Annotated in this window: 15 protein-coding genes; 5 read left to right on the top strand and 10 right to left on the bottom strand. The window is 70.5% G+C overall.

Annotated features, from left to right (window positions below):
* Positions 1-56: 56 nt before the first annotated feature.
* From AAH991_RS20735 to AAH991_RS20715, 5 genes are all read right to left on the bottom strand, one after another.
* Entirely contained in the window at positions 57-965 is a 909-nt protein-coding gene (locus AAH991_RS20735) for a class F sortase (RefSeq protein ID WP_346227513.1), read from the bottom strand.
* A gap of 9 nt (positions 966-974) precedes the next feature.
* Entirely contained in the window at positions 975-1,901 is a 927-nt protein-coding gene (locus tag AAH991_RS20730) for a hypothetical protein (protein WP_346227512.1), read from the bottom strand.
* Positions 1,902-2,057: 156 nt separating this feature from the next.
* Positions 2,058-3,284, bottom strand: coding sequence for a hypothetical protein (locus AAH991_RS20725; RefSeq protein WP_346227511.1), 1,227 nt, complete (start codon positions 3,282-3,284; stop codon positions 2,058-2,060).
* A 256-nt stretch (positions 3,285-3,540) separates the two neighbouring features.
* Positions 3,541-4,431 (bottom strand): class F sortase, encoded by an 891-nt coding sequence (locus AAH991_RS20720; protein WP_346227510.1) that lies wholly within the window; start codon positions 4,429-4,431, stop codon positions 3,541-3,543.
* Between the two features lie 11 nt (positions 4,432-4,442).
* Positions 4,443-5,888, bottom strand: coding sequence for a hypothetical protein (locus tag AAH991_RS20715; protein ID WP_346227509.1), 1,446 nt, complete (start codon positions 5,886-5,888; stop codon positions 4,443-4,445).
* Between the two features lie 238 nt (positions 5,889-6,126).
* Here AAH991_RS20715 and AAH991_RS20710 point away from each other — a divergent pair, with 238 nt between their 5' ends.
* Complete coding sequence (locus tag AAH991_RS20710) at positions 6,127-7,272, top strand: acyl-CoA dehydrogenase family protein (protein WP_346227508.1); 1,146 nt, start codon at positions 6,127-6,129, stop codon at positions 7,270-7,272.
* Positions 7,273-7,279: 7 nt separating this feature from the next.
* On the opposite strand, the gene AAH991_RS20705 is transcribed toward AAH991_RS20710, so the two are convergent.
* Both AAH991_RS20705 and AAH991_RS20700 read right to left on the bottom strand, forming a co-directional pair.
* On the bottom strand, positions 7,280-7,441 hold the full coding sequence (locus AAH991_RS20705) for a hypothetical protein (protein ID WP_346227507.1): 162 nt from the start codon (positions 7,439-7,441) through the stop codon (positions 7,280-7,282).
* A gap of 68 nt (positions 7,442-7,509) precedes the next feature.
* Positions 7,510-8,286 carry an alpha/beta fold hydrolase gene (locus tag AAH991_RS20700; RefSeq protein ID WP_346227506.1) on the bottom strand — a complete coding sequence of 259 codons (777 nt, stop codon included), beginning with the start codon at positions 8,284-8,286 and terminating at the stop codon, positions 7,510-7,512.
* A 154-nt stretch (positions 8,287-8,440) separates the two neighbouring features.
* Here AAH991_RS20700 and AAH991_RS20695 point away from each other — a divergent pair, with 154 nt between their 5' ends.
* Positions 8,441-9,400 carry an MFS transporter gene (locus AAH991_RS20695; RefSeq protein WP_346227505.1) on the top strand — a complete coding sequence of 320 codons (960 nt, stop codon included), beginning with the start codon at positions 8,441-8,443 and terminating at the stop codon, positions 9,398-9,400.
* Between the two features lie 38 nt (positions 9,401-9,438).
* On the opposite strand, the gene AAH991_RS20690 is transcribed toward AAH991_RS20695, so the two are convergent.
* Complete coding sequence (locus AAH991_RS20690) at positions 9,439-11,664, bottom strand: ATP-binding SpoIIE family protein phosphatase (protein ID WP_346227504.1); 2,226 nt, start codon at positions 11,662-11,664, stop codon at positions 9,439-9,441.
* 120 nt (positions 11,665-11,784) lie between these two features.
* Positions 11,785-12,489, bottom strand: a complete 705-nt coding sequence (locus AAH991_RS20685; protein WP_346227503.1) for an iron-dependent transcriptional repressor DtxR — start codon at positions 12,487-12,489, stop codon at positions 11,785-11,787.
* A 78-nt stretch (positions 12,490-12,567) separates the two neighbouring features.
* On the opposite strand from AAH991_RS20685, the gene AAH991_RS20680 reads away from it, so the two are divergent.
* Positions 12,568-13,179, top strand: a complete 612-nt coding sequence (locus AAH991_RS20680; RefSeq protein ID WP_346227502.1) for a UdgX family uracil-DNA binding protein — start codon at positions 12,568-12,570, stop codon at positions 13,177-13,179.
* A gap of 19 nt (positions 13,180-13,198) precedes the next feature.
* Here the strand turns inward: AAH991_RS20680 and pdxH are convergent, their stop codons facing one another.
* A complete protein-coding gene (pdxH, locus tag AAH991_RS20675; RefSeq protein WP_428834000.1) occupies positions 13,199-13,870 on the bottom strand; it encodes a pyridoxamine 5'-phosphate oxidase in 672 nt (223 codons plus the stop codon).
* A gap of 143 nt (positions 13,871-14,013) precedes the next feature.
* Here pdxH and AAH991_RS20670 point away from each other — a divergent pair, with 143 nt between their 5' ends.
* Positions 14,014-15,120, top strand: coding sequence for a citrate synthase 2 (locus AAH991_RS20670; protein WP_346227500.1), 1,107 nt, complete (start codon positions 14,014-14,016; stop codon positions 15,118-15,120).
* Positions 15,121-15,411: 291 nt separating this feature from the next.
* Positions 15,412-16,524 (top strand): phosphoserine transaminase, encoded by a 1,113-nt coding sequence (gene serC / locus AAH991_RS20665; protein WP_346227499.1) that lies wholly within the window; start codon positions 15,412-15,414, stop codon positions 16,522-16,524.
* Positions 16,525-16,783: the final 259 nt, after the last annotated feature.

Genomic DNA, 16,783 nt, shown 5'->3' with positions numbered 1-16,783 from the left:
AGAGACCATAGCCCCGACGGCCGCCGATCACGAGTCCTTCCGGCGAGCTGCCCCGCTCAGGACTTCGACTTCGCCAGCCGCGTGCCGGTCATCGTGGCGTAGACGATGACGTTGTCGACATAGTGACCGGTCGACCGGTTGTAGCTGCCACCGCAGGTGATCAGCCTGAGCTCGGCGTTGTCGGCGTGGCCGTACACCCGGCTGGTGGGGAACGTCTGCTTGTTCGCCTGCTCGATGCCGCCCACGGTGAAGATGGCCACGGTTCCGTCGAGGCGGTACACCTCGATCTTGTCGCCGTACGCCAGCTCGTGCAGGCGGGTGAAGACGGCGCTGCGCGTGTTGGTGTCCTTGTGGCCGAGCATGACGGCCGGGCCCGCCTCACCCGCCGTCGGGCCGCCGCGATACCAGCCGACCAGGTTCGGGTTGCCGATCGGGGGCGTCTGGATCGCGCCGGCGCGGTCCAGACCGACCGACTTGATCGGCGCGTTCACGCCGAGCTTGGGGATGACCAGGCGCTTGGGCGTGGACGGCTGCATCGCCGGAACCGCCGGGATGTTCGGGACCGGCGGCGGCGCGTCGGCGACCGCCTGCGTCAGCGGTTGCCCGCCGCCCGGCCCCACAGAGGGCGCGAGCCCGTTCTGCGGGGCCGCGAGCTTCAGCGTCTGCCGGGACGGCGCGGCGTACTGGTCGGGGTTGTTCACCATGATCACGACACCCACGATCACGACGACCAGGCCCACGACGGCCGCCGTGATCAGCAACCGCCGGATGGCCTGCGCGCCGTCGCCGGGCGGCTTCTCCTCGGGCGGCGGGGGCGCCGGCTGCGCGGGCTGCATCTGGGGCAGCATGACCGGCTGGAAGACCGGCTGGCCGTAAACCGGCTGCGGGTAGCCCTGCCCGCCCGGCCCGGGAGGCATGCCGTACGGCTGGCCCGGCGGGTACTGTCCAGGAGGCGGGGTGGTCATGGACTCGTCCTAGTGCCGCACCGGTCGGCGCCGGGTCCGGAGCACGAGGCCGCCGCCCGCCGCCGCCAGCATCAGCGCGGTGCCGGTGAGGACGAAGAGACGGGCGTCGGGGCCCGCGTCGCCGCCACCGCCGGTGGCCGCGCCGCCCCCGGGCGTGTTCTCGATCTGGGCGGACTTCGTCGTCTTCCTCTTGGACGGCGTGGGCGACGCGAAGACGGTCTCGTACACCGTCCGGGTGTTGCGCGGCGACGGTGAGGCGCTCGCGGAAGGGCTGGCGCTGGGGCTCGCGCTCGGGCTCGCGCTGGGGGACGCCGAGGGGCTCGTCACCGCCATGGTCACCGCCGCGGGCATCGTATTGGCGCCCGTCGCCGCGATGACGCAGTTGTAGAGCGTGGTGGGCGTCGTGGTGGTCGAGCCCGTGCCGGCGGGCGCGATCATATTGATCTTGAAGTCCTTCGCCGTCAGAGTGACGGAGGTGGCCCCGGCCGACGGTGTGACGGTCAGCGTCGCCACCGGAAGCGGAGGCAACGAGCCCGAGGCCGTCACGGCCGGGTTCACGGCGACGGTCGGCGTGGGCGTGGACACGCCGGCGGTCGCACCCGCGGGCAGCGCCGAGGCCAGCACGCTCGGCTGCATCTGGAGGGCGCCGCCGGCGGCGATCGCCACCGGCGCGAGAAGCGGCTGATTGTTGGTGTTCAGCGGCTGGATGTTCAGGGTCGCGGTGTATTGGGTGCCGGTCCCCGTCGAGGTGAGCGCCACGGTGAAATCGTGCGTGACGGGCGTGCCCCCGCTGGTCGACGGGGTGCAGGTGTACGTCACGGTCTTCGTGTCGGCGTGCGCGCCGAGCGCGGTCAGGCCCAGGAGAAGGCCCGCGCTGACCACTCCGGCCGCGGCGACCCTCCCGGCGACACGGCCGCGCGCCTTTGACTTCAGCACTGACTTCTCTCCACTTCGATGCTCGCAGTCAACAGGCGTACCAGCATGCCAGCATACGGTCACGGTCAGGTAGAGATCTTACGGACAAAAACCCCAAGACCGCCTCCAATTGCCTAAACATTCTCTCGTTCGGACCATGTCCGCGTCAGGCGGACGCTAATGCCGGCCGTACGAGCCGGGGTTCGGGCCGAAGCGTCGCAGCAGCAGTCCTCCGGCCGCGGCGGCGGCCATCAGCGCCACACCGGTGAGCACCACGAGCCGGGCGTCCGGGCCCGCGTCGCCGCCGCCACCCGTCTGCGCGCCACCGAGCGGCGTCGTCCTGACCTGCTTGGTCGTCGTACGGGACACCGTCGCGGTGACGGTGGCCGACACGGTGGTGGTCGCCCTGACCGTCGCCGTGGTGGTGGCCGAGACGGTGGTGGTGGACGAGACCGTGGTGGTCGCCGTCGCGGCGGCCGGGGACGTCGTCGTCCCGTCGGGGGAGGGCGAGGCGTTCGTGCCGTCCTCGCCGTCGGAGGGCGTCGTGCCCGACGGATCGGATGACGAGGCGGAGACCACGAACGCGAGCGACGCGCGGGTCGCGGGGTCCGGCAGCGTGCACCTGTAGAGCGCCTCCCCCGCGCCGGTGGTGCTCCCGGCCGGCAGCAGGCTCAGTGTGAAGCCCCCGGCCGCGACTCCCACTGTGCCCTCCGCCGTCGGGGTCAGCGTGACGAGCAGGTCGGGGATCGGCGACAGCGTGGCCGACGGCGTGAGGGACGTCTGCACGGCCGTGGACGCGGACGGGCTCAGTGTGACGGCCGCAGCGTTCGGGGACGGCGTCGCGTTCGGGGACGGCGTCGCGCTCGGGGACGGCGTCGCACTCGGGGACGGCGTCGCACTCGGGGACGGCGTCGGGGACGCGGAAGGCGAGGGAGAAGGAGTGGGTGAGGCGGAGGGCGAGACGGCGGGCGAGACGGCGGGCGACGGCGTGGCCGAGGCGGACGGGCTGGGAGTCGGCGACTCGCCGGAAGCACCGGACTCGCTCACGACGGGAGCGCCGGTCGCCTCCATGACGCCCTCCGCGACCACGACGTCATTCGACGCGATGCCCGTCGCGGGCGCCACCAGCGCGCTCTGCCCGTCCGACGGGGAGGCGGGAGCGATCCGCCAGGTCACGACCGCCGCGCTGTTCACCACCGGATCGGCCGGCGCGACCAGAGCCACGCTCACGGGGTAGGTCGCGGGGGCGCCGCCCACCGTGGTGCAGGAATACAGCACGGTCGTGGGTTCGCTCGCCGCGAGCGCCGGCCAGGTCATCAGGGCCAGTGCGGCCGTCACTCCCGCCGCCGACCGGGCCGCGATGCGACGCCGGGCGCTCCTGCGCCGGGCACTGGGGTCGGGCACGACGTCTCTCCTGCCACCACAGTCGCGTACAACGTGGTCAACAGTTTCCCAGTAGTTGACCATCGGCATAACCGGGAGAGCGCGATGTCAGGAAACTCTCAGGAAATGTTCATCGCCCTCCCACACGGTGGGCGGGCCGTGAGCCCGGCGCGGACGGCCGTACGGCACCGGCCGCACGGTCCGCACGGACACGAGGCGCGGGAGGGCGAAGCGGAAGGGCGAAGAGGTGGCCGGCGTGAACCGGCCACCTCGCGGGTCACTTGCCCTTGGTCTGCGTCAGCGTCGCGTAGACGATGATGTTGTCGGTGTAGTGGTGCTGCTTGGCGTTGTAGACACCGCCGCAGGTGATCAGCCGCAGCGAGGACGTGATCGTGTTGCCGTAGACCCGCTTGGTCGGGAACGTCGACTTGCTGACCTGCTCGATCCCGTCCACTGTGAAGACCGCCATCTTGCCGTCCGCACGCATGACGGCGATCTTGTTGCCGCGCTTGAGTTCGCGCAGCCGGCTGAAGACGGCGGCGCCCTTGCGGGTGTTCACGTGCCCGAGGATGACCGCCGGGCCCTGGTCGCCGGGGGCCGGCCCGAGGCGGTACCAGCCGGTGAGGTTCGGCTTGCTGAGCGGAGGCGTCTGGATGACGCCGGCCTTGTCCACACCCACCGACCCGACGGTGGCCTTCACGCCGATCGCCGGAATGCTGATCTTGAGCGGCCTGCCGGCGGCCTTCTTGGTCGTCGTCGTCTTCGTGGCGGACGACGACGAGGACGACAGCGGCGTCGAGGACGACGAGGCGGCGCTCGTGAAGGTCAGCGGGGCGATCGGCTTGATCGCGGGAAGCGGCGGCGGCGCGGTGGGGTCCGCCGCCGTCAGCGGCACGCCCGGCCCGCCCGGGCCCACGGTCGGCGGCAGCAAGGCCACACTGCCCGCGTCCCGGACGTGCACCTGCCCCGGGATCGGTCCGGTCTCCTGCGGCTCAGAGGGGCTGAGCGCGACGAGCACGCCGGCCATCACGGCCGCGATGCCGCCGAACGACCCGGCCACGAGCAGAGTCGCGAGGACCGGCTGGGGCAGCGGCTTACGCGCTTTCCCGGCGTCGCCCGCCGTCCCGTCCGGGACGGGAGCGGAGCCGCCGTCGGGAGTTCCGTTCATCGTCATCCTCCTCAGCTCCGCTCGCCCGCGTGCGCCGCCCTGCGCCGCAGCATCGCCACGCCGCTCAGCATGCCGATCAGCAACAGCGCACCACCCGAGCCGATCAGCAGCACTCCCGAAGCGGCCATCCGCTCCGGAGCCTCACCGGTCTGCGCGCCGCCCTGCGGCGTGACCGCCACCTGGGCCACGGACGGCGTCGCGGTCAGTGTCACCGTCTTCGTCGCCGTCGGCGAGGGACTGCCCTGCGGGAGCACCGCCACGACGTAGTTCTGCGTCGCCGACAGGTTCGGGCTCCTGCTCGCGGAAGGCGACGGCGACGGAGACGGAGACTCGTTTCCGCCACCGGGCGACGGCGAGCCGGACGGGCTCGGCGAAGCGCTCGGCGAACCACTCGGCGAGACGCTCCCCGAAGGGCTGGCCGAGGTGTCCGGCGACGCGTCGGGAGACGCGTCGGGCGAGCTGTCCGGCGACGGGCTGGCCGGGTTCTCGCTACCGCCGCCGATCGTCACCTGCACCGCGACCGGGTTGCTGACGATCTCGCACTCGGCGCGGTACGGCTTCGGCGGGTTGACCAGATCCCGGGTGATCACGCGGAACGCGTCGAGCTGGCCCCACTTGCCGTCCTCGACGTTCTTGATCGTGATGGTGTGCTGGCCGTAGTTCAGGCCGCGGAACCGCCACAGGGTCTGCCCGCCCTTGTTGGCGTCGTTGACCAGCGTGCCGTCGGCGTTCCGCGAGGGGTCGACCCTCGGCGGCGTCGCCGGCTGACCGTCGATGGCGATGTCCATCGGTCCGGCACGCCGATCCCTCTGCGCGACGTACTCGATTCCGGTGCCGGTGAAGGTGTACGACGCCCAGGCGTCCTTGGCCGTGGTCCGGTGCAGGTCCAGGTGGTGGTCGTTGTCCTCGGTCGGCTGTCCTTCGAGGTTCTCCCAGCCGTCGCTGTAGGTGATCGCCGGGTCGTCGTCGTTGACCATGACCTCGGAGGCCGCCGGCCGGAAGTCGATCGACAGCTTGCCGGGCCGGATCGTGACGGTGCCCTCGCGGTCGGTGTGGCCGAAGTCCGAGATGCCCGCGGGCAGCTTGAGCGGAGTGCCCTTGTCGAACGGCCCCGCCTGGTCCACGGTTCCCTTCGGCAGGAGCTGGCCGATCCAGCCACCGCTGAGGTTGACCCGCCCGGTCACGTCGATCCGGCCGCCGTTGGGCATGTACGCGGGCGCTCCGAAGCGGGTCCCGTCCTGGTAGTTGAGGCTCCACGCGACGTTCAGCGGATCGCCGACGTTCAGCGTCGTGGGGACGGTGAGCTTCGTCCGCAGCTTGACGATCCCCGAGCCCGTGCCCGCGATGCCGCCGGTGCACTCGTAGTCCACGACAAGGTTGGCGGTATTGGCCTGTGCCGTTACCGACGGCACGACGATCGCCGCCGTACCTGCCAAGCCGAGGGCCAGAGCGGCCATGGTCCTAGGGAGACCAGCTCTCCACCGTTTCACCGCATACTCCGATCACAGGTCCGTCCGGGCGGGCCTATAGCAAACCGAAGGTAGATCTTAGGGGGTACGGAAGTGGTCAAAGGGGTCGTTATCTCAATGGTTTCGGAGTTGTGACACTCCGTACAAGTTGCAGCGGATCGACCCGGGGAGCACCAGAATCGTATTCTGGTGCCGCCAACAGACCCTGAGCCGGAAGGCGTACCCGATGCGGCGAGACCTCTTCGACGAGGAGCACGACCTCTTCCGCGAGACCGTCCGTGAGTTCATGGCCCGCGAGGTCGTCCCCCACCACGCGCAGTGGGAGAAGGACGGCATCGTCCCCCGCGAGGTGTGGAAGAAGGCGGGCGAGCTGGGCATGTTCGGCTTCTCCGTCCCCGAGGAGTACGGCGGCTCGGGGATCACCGACTTCCGCTACAACGTCGTGATCGTCGAGGAGATCATCCGCGTCGGCGCCAGCGGCCTCGGATTCGGCCTCCACAACGACATCATGGCGCCGTACCTGGTCGACCTGACCGACGACGAGCAGAAGCAGCGCTGGCTGCCCGGCTTCGCGTCCGGCGAGCTGATCACGGCCATCGGCATGACCGAGCCGGGAGCCGGCAGCGACCTGCAGGGCATCCGCACCACCGCCGTCCGCGAGGGCGACCACTACGTGGTGAACGGGCAGAAGACCTTCATCACCAACGGCATCAACTCCGACCTCGTCGTGGTCGTGACCAAGACCGATCCTTCGGCGGGCGCGCGCGGCACCTCGCTGCTGGTCGTGGAGCGCGGCATGGAGGGCTTCACCCGCGGCCGGAACCTGGAGAAGGTCGGCATGCACGCGCAGGACACCGCCGAGCTGTTCTTCGAGAACGTCCGGGTGCCGGTGGCCAACCTCCTGGGCGAGGAGGAGGGCCAGGGCTTCTTCCAGCTCATGAACAACCTGCCGCAGGAGCGGCTGTCGATCGCGGTGGCGGCCGTGGCCGCCGCGGAGACGGTGCTGGAGCAGACGATCGAGTACTGCCGCAACCGCACGGCCTTCGGCCGCAGCATCGGCAAGTTCCAGAACACCCGGTTCCTGCTGGCCGAACTCGCCACCGAGGTGGAGATCGCCCGCCACTACGTGGACAAGTGCGTGCGCGCGCTCAACGCCAAGGAGCTGACGGCGGTGGACGCGGCCAAGGCCAAGTGGTGGACGACGGAGCTGCAGAACAAGGTCGTCGACCGGTGCGTCCAGCTCCACGGCGGCTACGGCTACATGCTGGAGTATCCGGTCGCGAAGGCCTGGCTCGACAGTCGCGTGCAGACGATCTACGGCGGCACGACCGAGATCATGAAGGAGATCATCGGCCGGTCGTTCGGCTTCTGACCCCGCCTCAGCCGCGCTGCTGCCCCCAGATCAGCAGCATGGCCACCACGAACACGACCATCACTCCCCCGTAGGCCACCGGGCCCAGCCGGAAGAACCGGCGCACCTTGTTCAGCAGCCACGCGAACAGGAACGCCAGGAAGACCAGAAGGATGAGTCCGGTGTCCACACCGATCAGTATGCGTGGGTTTCCCCGCGGCCGCGTGCCCGTCGGCGCAAGCGGCATCGGAGTACGGCTCAGCGGGGATCGCCACAGCGTTCGAGGATCACCCGGGCGACCAGTTCCGGGTCGTCGCTCATCGGCAGGTGGCCGCAGCCCCGCAGCAGCAGCGCCCGCTGTCCCGCCCACCGGGCCGCCCGTACGGCCTGCCGGCGCGGCAGCAGCCGGTCGCGCTCGCCCCAGGCGATCGTGACCGGCACCTTGGGCGGCGCGGGTGGCGCGACCCACGCCAGCGAGTCCAGCGTCTCCTCGAACCCCGCGCAGTCGCGCAGCGCCTCGGCCGCCGCACGCACGGCCGCACCCGGCAACCGCCCGGGACGGGCCACGAGCAGGCCCATGGCCAGCGCCTTGCCCTCGTCCGTGCCGGCCGCGAGCGCGGGCAGCCCGTCCGCCCGCACCCCCAGCCGCAGCAGGCGCAGCACCGCCCGTGCGTACGCGTACTCGATCCGGGACCAGAACCCTGCGGGAGACAGCGCGACGGCCGTGCGGACGTCGGCGGAGGACGCCAGGTCGAGCGCGATGTAGCCGCCCAGCGAGTTGCCCGCGACGTGCGGCCGGCTCAGGCCGAGCCCGGTCCAGAACTCCCGCACCGCCCGTCCCAGCGTCTCCACGTTGTACGGCGTGCCGTACGGCAGCGGCGGGGAGTCGCCGTGACCGGGCAGGTCCACCGCGATGACGTCGTGCCGCTCGGCGAGCAGGTCGAGAACCGGCAGCCAGCCGTGCCTGTGGTGGCCGATGCCGTGGAGGAGGACCAGCGGCGGCCCGCTGCCGCGGCGGTCGTGGGCGAGCTCCATACCGACGAGTCAAGCACCACGCACGGCCGGAAAGAAGCGCAGGCGCCCGCGATGCGCATCCGGTGTCCCATCCGGGTGGACCCGGTGCGTGCTCGTCATTTTGGACTGCAATCATGTTGCGCCACAACGATCACAGGCGGGACGCACAGACACGATGACCATCACCGAGCCGGAGGAGCACACCGGCCACGCCGACCTGCCGGAGGCGGGCACGAGAGCCGGCGTCGATCCGCCGGAGCCGGACGCGAGAGCCGGCGTCGATCCGCCGGAGCCGGACACGAAAGCGGGCGTCGTCGATCTGCTGGAACGCGCCGGATCGGTCGTGGTGCCGATCGGCATCGCCCTCTACGCGCTGCTCTATCTCGGCATCCAGCAGGTCTACGGCATCTTCAACATCAGTCCCGAGCAGGCGGGCATCGACCAGGCCACGATGTTCGGTCGCCTGGTGGGGACGCTGATCCTGCTCATCATCGGCGGCGCGCTGCTCGCGGGCGTCGTCGTGGCGGCCGTATGGCTTCTCGACAAGGCCACCCTCGGTCACCTGTTCCGCCTGGCCCAGGCCGTACGCGTGCGCCCGTGGGCCGCGGCGATCGTCGGCGCGCTGTGGTGCGGGGCGAGCTACTGGGGCTTCCTCGGCTACCTCGGACTGGGCGAGGGCGCGTCGCTGGCCGGCGTCGTGATCACCTCGCTGCTGATCGGCGCCCTGGCCTTCCTCGTGCCGTTCCGGCTGCTGCGGCGACGGCCTACCGGCCGCGCGGGCATGAAGATCGTGGTGGCGGCGTTCACCGGCATCGGGCTGGGCTTCGCGCTGATGGGACAGATGGAGAGCGACGCACTCGCCGTCGCCGAGAAGGGCAGGCCCGCCAGCCTGCTCCTGTCCATGGTGGGCTTCCAGGACCAGTGGGTGGTGCTCAACGACCGCGAGAGCGGCAAGGTGCTGCGCGGCGGTGTCGAGGTGCTGCTGCTCGGCGAACGCGAGGGCACGTACGCGTTGTACGACTGCGCGCACCAGGAGACCTTCCGCATCTCCATGGAGGCGACCGTGCTGCGGCACGTGACGCTCGAACCCGAACGCCCGGACGGATACAGCTGCCTGGATCAGAAGAAGAACTGACCGTGCCGCGCCCCCCTGCGCGGGGGGTGCGGCACGACCTAACGACCGCCGATGGGGATCTCGAACCAGACGGCCTTGCCCTCGCGGGTCGGGCGGGAGCCCCAGCGTCGCGCCAGCTGGTCGACGAGGTAGAGACCGCGGCCGCCCTCGTCGTTCTCCCCCGCGCTGCGGATGCGGGGCAGGCGGAGATCCTGGTCGAAGACCTCGACCCAGACGGACTCCGCGCCCCTGCGCAGCCGCAGGGTGAACTCCTTGTCGCCCGCGATCTCCTCCTCGAAGCCCGGCACGTCCCACGACTCGTCGAACGGCAGCGGCGGCCCGTCGAGCACCAGCTCGCGGCGCGGCACGCTGGCGCTGGCGGCGTGCAGGACCACGTTGGTCACGACCTCGGAGACGAGCAGGCAGGCCAGCTCCGCGCGTTCCTCGGGCACCTGCCAACCGGCGAAGGCCTCGGACGCCATGCGCCGCGCCTCGCTCACCATGATCGGCTGAGCCGGGAACGTCCGCTCCTGGGACTGCAGCTCCGTGCCGGCCGCGCGGACGACGAGGATGGCCATGTCGTCGTCGATCTCGCCGGGGACGGCCACCGTGGCCAGGTCGGCGATGCGCTCGACGGACTCCCCCGACGCCTTGGCCAGCTTCTCGCGCAGGATGCCCAGCGCCTCGTCGTCGTCCGGGGCGCTCGATGCGGAGTCGCGCGGCGGCCTGCGGTCGACCAGGCCGTCGGTGTAGAGGAGCAGGGTCGCGCCGGGGGGCAGCTCCTTCGTCTCCTCCTTGTAGACCAGGTCGGCGTGCACGCCCTTGGCCCGCACCCCCAGGGGCTGGCCGACCTCGTTGATCTCCAGGTCCTTGACCTCGCCGTCCACCATGAGCAGCGGCGGCGCGTGCCCGGCGTTGGCGAACGACAGCTGCCTCGACCACGCGTCGTACACCATGTATTGGCAGGTGACGATCGGCGGGTTGGTGATGTCGGCGCCGAAGTCGTCGTGCTCGGGCGCGGCCACCACCCGGGTCCACTCGTCCAGGCGGGCGAGGATGTCGGCCGGCGGCTTGTCGTCCTGCGCGAAGGCCCGCAACGCGGCCCTGAGCTGGCCCATGACCGCCGCCGCCTTGGCCCCCCGGCCCTCGACGTCGCCGATCACGATGCCGACGCGACCGGCCGACAGCGGGATCACGTCGTACCAGTCGCCGCCCACCTGGGTCTGGATGCCCTGGCCGTGCGAGGCGAGCGGGGCGGCGGGGTAGTAGCGGACGGCGATCTCCAGGCCATCGAGCGTGGGCAACTGGCGCGGGAGCAGGTGTTTCTGGAACGACTCCGCGGTGTGCCGCTCCTCTTCGAACAGCAGCGCGTTGTCGACGGCGAGCGCGACGCGGGTGGCGATGGCGCCGACGAAGTCACGGTCGAAGGTGTCGTAGTGGGGCGAGCGCCGGTTCGTGAGGTTCGACATGCCGAGGTACATCAGGCCGAGCGTCTCGCCGCGCACGCACAGCGGGGCGACGATGGCCGAGGTCATCCCGATCTCGCCGCACAGCCGGGCCGCGCCCTCACTCGGAGCCGGGTAGCTCACCTGGGAGAAGTCCTCGACCAGGATCGTCTCCTGGCGGCGCAGCGCGCTCTCGGCGTAGTGCCCCAGCGGGTATCGGATCTCCGCGCCCACCGGCCGCCAGGTGTCCGGCGGCGGCGTCCAGCCGTTCACGTGGGTGGAGACCTTGCGCACCAGGCGGTCGCCCTCGACCAGCTCGATGAAGCAGTGGTCGGCGAACTGCGGGACGAGCATCTCGGCGACCCGGTCCAGCGTCTCCTCGACGTACAGGGAGCCGGCGAGCCGCTCGCCGATCCGCTCCAGCAGGCCGAAGCGGTCCTTCTCACGCTCGTTGCTGCGCATCGCCTCGCGCGCGGTTATCACGATGCCGCTCACCGAGCCGGAGGGGTGCCGCAGCGGCACGGCCTGCGCGCGCACGTAGATCATCGTGCCGTCGCCGCGGGTCACGTCGAACGTGCCCTCCCACACGTTGCCGCGCAGCACGTGCTTGGCCAGTTCGGCCGCGAGCGGATGGTCCTTCTCCGTGATCCCCAGGGTGAGCAGCGACTCCTTGCCCGGAGACGCGCCCACGCGGCCGAACAGCTGCTCGGCGAAGGGATTCCAGTACAGGACGTTGCTGAAGCGGTCGGTCACGACCACGGCCATCTCCGCGTGGTCGAGAACGGACCCGGCGGAAAGGTGGTCGTCGGCGTCCTGTGACAGATCTCCCCATCGCCTCATGCCACGACCGTCCCTTGACGAGGTGGGTTCGCTATGCCGGGCACGGGCGCTCCTGCGAAGGCTGGGTCGCGAGAAATGAAAGGACTCCCTAGGGGATTCAACCAGGCACAACTCATTCCGTCATCGTCTGGTGACAAAAACGTGTGAGGCGACGTCCCTCGGAAGATCCGCGGTCGTGGTCCCCACCTCACCATCAGCTGTCACCGTTACACCGTTGTCGCTCGCCGCGAGCGTCACCTCGCGTCCGGGTTGTATCCCAACTTGCTTGAGTTTAAGCATCAGGGCCGGGTCGCTTTGCACTTGTTCGCTGATTCGGCGCACTACAACGGGCACGGGGGCCTGTCCCGCGAGGGTCACCATGGGTGACACCATCTCATCTCCGGTCGAACCGGGCTGCGGCACCCCCAGCTCGTCGAGACCCGGAATCGGGTTGCCGTGCGGGCACACCCGGGGGTTCTGCAATAGGTGCACGAGCCGGGTCTCCACCGACTCCGACATGACGTGCTCCCACCGGCACGCCTCGATGTGGACCTCTTCCCACGGCATGCCGATCACCTGGGTCAGCAGACACTCGGCGAGGCGGTGCTTGCGCATGACCCGGATGGCCAGTGTGCGGCCCAGCTCGGTCATGCTGAGGTGCCTGTCCCCCTCAACCTTGACCAGGCCGTCGCGCTCCATGCGCGCCACCGTCTGGCTGACAGTCGGGCCGCTCTGCTGCAGGCGCTCGGCGATGCGCGCGCGGAGCGGCACGATGCCTTCCTCTTCGAGCTCGAAGATGGTCCGGAGATACATCTCCGTCGTGTCGATCAGGCCGTGTGCGGTCAAGGCTCCTCCAGTCCTTGTAAATCGATGCTACGACCTCCCCCGCGTTCGCAGCCGACCCTATTGGGGAAGCGACCCAGGATGGGAAACAGCGGAGCGCAGCGATTCCTTCCGGCGGAGATCAGCCTGCCCGCTCTCAGGGAGGCCGCGCGCCACTGCGAGGGCTGCGATCTCTACCGCGCCGCCACTCAGACGGTCTTCGGCGAGGGCGTTCCCGATGCGCGTCTCATGCTGGTCGGCGAGCAGCCGGGCGACCAGGAGGACCGTGAGGGCGCGCCGTTCGTCGGGCCCGCGGGGCGCCTGCTCGACAAGGCGCTCGAGGAGGCCGGCATCGAGCGCGAGGCGGTGTACGTGACCAACGCGGTCAAGCACTTCAAGTACGAGCCCCGCGGCAAACGCCGGATCCACCAGAAGCCCACCGTGGGAGAGATCAACGCCTGCCGGCCCTGGCTGGAGACCGAGATGCGCCTGGTGGACCCGGAGGTGACCGTGGTGCTGGGGGCCACCGCCGCCCGTGCCCTGCTGGGCCCGGACTTCCGCGTCACCAGGCACCGGGGGGAGCCGGTCCCCCGGCGCGAGGGGGCCTACTACGTGGCGACGATCCACCCCTCGGCGATCCTGCGCTCGCCCGACCGGGACGAGGCCTACTCCGGCTTCCTCACCGACCTCAAGGTCGCGACCGGGCTGCTCTGATCGGTCAAGGTGCGGCATCTCAGGGGGCGAGGCGCTCCAGCGTCCAGGACGCGCCGGTCCGCCGGTAGCGGAGCCGGTCGTGCATGCGGTCGGTCTGGCCCTGCCAGAACTCGACCTCCGCGGGCACCACCCGGAAGCCGCCCCAGAAGTCCGGCAGCGGCGGGTCCTGCGGCCAGCGGGCGGCCAGCTCCCGGAACCTGGCGTCGAGCTGCTCCCTCGACTCGACCACCGCCGACTGGCGGGAGGCCCACGCGCCGATGCGGGAGCCGTACGGGCGAGAGTGGAAGTAGGCGGCGCTGTCCTCGCGCGGGAGCCGTACGACGGAGCCCTCCACGCGGACCTGCCGCCTGATGGGATGCCACGGGAACAGCAGGCAGGCACGCGGGTTCTCACCGAGGTCGCGGCCCTTGCGAGACTCGTAGTTGGTGAAGAAGACGAAACCGCGCTCGTCGAATCCCTTGAGGAGGACGGTGCGGGCGGAGGGACGGCCACCGGCGGAACTGGTGGCGACGACCATGGCGTTCGGTTCCGGCAGGCCCGCGGCGACGGCGTCCGCGAACCACAGCGCGAACTGCGTCACCGGGTCGGCCGCCATGCCGGACTCGATCAGGGGCTCACCTTCGTAACTGTGCCGGAGCCCGGGGAGGTGCGATGCGCTGTCCACGGAAAGGTATTCTCGCGTGCTCGGCATACGTCTCGAGCGGTGGCCCCCACCAGGGACAACCCCGTTCGGTAGGGCCGGGGACGCGACAGCCGGGCGCTGCGGGTTAAATTGACCCGCCGGTATCTCGACATCAAGGCTCTGGACTTCACAAGAGAGGGAGGCGGCCGAGAATGTCCGACTTCAAACCCGGGCTCGAAGGCGTGGTGGCGTTCGAGACCGAGATCGCGGAACCGGACAAAGAAGGGGGCGCCCTGCGATACCGGGGCGTCGACATCGAAGAGCTCGTAGGCAACGTCTCCTATGGACACGTCTGGGGCCTGCTCGTCGACAACTCGTTCCAGCCGGGGCTGCCCCCGGCGGAGCCGTACCCCGTTCCCGTCCATTCCGGCGACATCCGAGTAGACGTACAGAGTGCGCTGGCAATGCTGGCGCCCACCTACGGCTTCAAGCCGCTGCTCGACATCGACGACGACCAGGCCCGCGACGATCTCGCACGCGCCTCGGTGACCGCTCTGTCGTTCGTCGCGCAGTCGGCCCGCGGCCTGGGACTGCCCATGGTCCCGCAGAAGCGCGTGGACGAGGCCGAGAGCATCGTCGAGCGGTTCATGGTCCGCTGGCGCGGTGAGCCCGATCCGAAGCACGTGAAGGCCATCGACGCGTACTGGACGTCGGCCGCGGAGCACGGCATGAACGCCTCGACGTTCACCGCCCGCGTCATCGCCTCCACGGGCGCCGACGTGGCGGCCGCCCTGTCGGGCGCGGTCGGCGCGATGTCGGGCCCGCTGCACGGCGGCGCCCCGGCGCGCGTGCTGCACATGATCGAGGGCGTCGAGAAGATGGGCGACGCCCGCAAGTACGTCCAGAGCGAGCTGGACAAGGGCCAGCGGCTCATGGGCTTCGGCCACCGGGTCTACCGGGCCGAGGACCCGCGCGCCCGCGTGCTGCGTCGCACGGCCAAGGAGCTGGGCGCGCCGCGCTACGAGGTCGCCGCCGCGCTGGAGACCGCCGCGCTGGAGGAGCTGCACGCCCGCAAGCCGGACCGGGTCCTCGCGACCAACGTGGAGTACTGGGCCGCGGTCGTGCTCGACTTCGCCGAGGTGCCGTCGAACATGTTCACCTCGATGTTCACCTGCGCCCGGACCGCCGGCTGGGCCGCCCACATCCTCGAGCAGAAGCGCACGGGCAGGCTGGTCCGCCCCAGCGCGAACTACGTGGGCCCGAAGCAGCGCTCGATCAACGAGGTGCCCGGCGCCGGCGAGGTCGTCGGCAAGGTCTGAGCCCTCGCGCGGGTCCGGCCCAGCGGCGTGCCTGAAAAGCTCCGAGAGGCCGCCGGGCCCGGCCCGCGCACCCGTCGACGGTCCGCCCCGCCCGGGGCGGGCCGTTTCCGTGCCGTCGTGCCGCCCTGTCGCCGTACCGCCCTGTCGCCGTACCGCCCTGTCGCCGTGTCGCTTTGTCGCCGGGGCGGTCGTCCGTCATCGGGGCGCCGCGTGATCCCAAAACGAGATCATGACGTCTCATCATCCGGACCATGGTCTAGAGCATCCGCGGGTCTCACTAGGCTGGAAGCCGTGGCTGACATCGTGATTCCCGCTGACATCAAGCCCGCCGACGGCCGCTTCGGCTGCGGGCCCTCGAAGGTACGCCCCGAGCAGCTCGCCGCTCTCGCCGACGCCGGGGCGAAGGTCATGGGCACCTCCCACCGGCAGAAGCCGGTGAAGAACCTCGTCGCCCGCGTCCGCGCCGGGCTCACCGACCTGTTCTCCCTCCCCGAGGGGTACGAGGTCGTGCTGGGCAACGGCGGCACCACGGCGTTCTGGGACATCGCGGCCTTCGGGCTGATCCGGGAGAAGTCGCAGCACCTGCACTTCGGGGAGTTCTCCTCGAAGTTCGCGACGGTCGCGAAGAAGGCCCCCTGGCTCGCCGATCCCTCGGTGATCAAGTCGGAGCCGGGCAGCCACCCGCTGCCGGTCGCCGAGGAGGGCGTGGACGTCTACGCGCTCACCCACAACGAGACCTCCACCGGCGTCGCCATGCCGATCAAGCGCGTCGCCGGCGACGAGTCGCTCGTCCTGGTGGACGCCACCAGCGGCGCGGGCGGCCTGCCGGTCTCCGCCGAGGAGTTCGACGTCTACTACTTCGCCCCGCAGAAGAGCTTCGCCTCCGACGGCGGCCTGTGGATCGCGCTGTTCTCGCCCAAGGCGCTGGCCCGGGTGACGGAGATCACCGAGAGCGGCCGGTTCGTCCCCGAGTTCTTCAGCCTGCCGACCGCCATCGACAACTCGGTGAAGGACCAGACGTACAACACCCCGGCTGTCGCCACGCTGTTCCTGCTGGCCGACCAGATCGACTGGATGAACGCCCAGGGCGGCCTGGCCTGGACCACCGCCCGTACGGCCGACTCCGCCTCGCGCCTGTACACCTGGGCCGACAAGACGTCGTACACCACGCCGTTCGTCGCCGACCCGGCGCAGCGCTCCAACGTCGTCGGCACCATCGACTTCGACGACGCGGTGGACGCGGCGGCGGTCGCGAAGGTGCTGCGCGCCAACGGCATCGTGGACACCGAGCCCTACCGCAAGCTCGGCCGCAACCAGCTGCGGATCGCGATGTTCCCGTCGATCGACCCCGCCGACGTCGAGGCGCTGACGGCCTGCGTCGACTACGTGGTCGAGCGTCTCTAGCGGATCTCACGGCGGCCGCCTCCCGGGCGGCCGCCGATCTCGCCGGCGGTCTCCGGACCGTCGGCTTTTTCGTTTCCTGTAACGGTGTGCGGCGCTCCGTCCAAGCAGGGATGTGTTTGTCACCGTCCGGACAGAGGCAGCGAGATCGCCCGGCTGTACGGCGTGGCCCGCGACACCATGCTGGTCACGATCCGCCCCGAATTCATCGATCCGGGGCAGATCGTCATGATCGAGATCGACGAGAACTCCGTCCGGCTCC

It is taken from the genome of Microbispora sp. ZYX-F-249 (assembly GCF_039649665.1).
Lineage (GTDB): Bacteria > Actinomycetota > Actinomycetes > Streptosporangiales > Streptosporangiaceae > Microbispora > Microbispora maris.
This window is presented reverse-complemented; position numbering and strand designations above follow the sequence as displayed.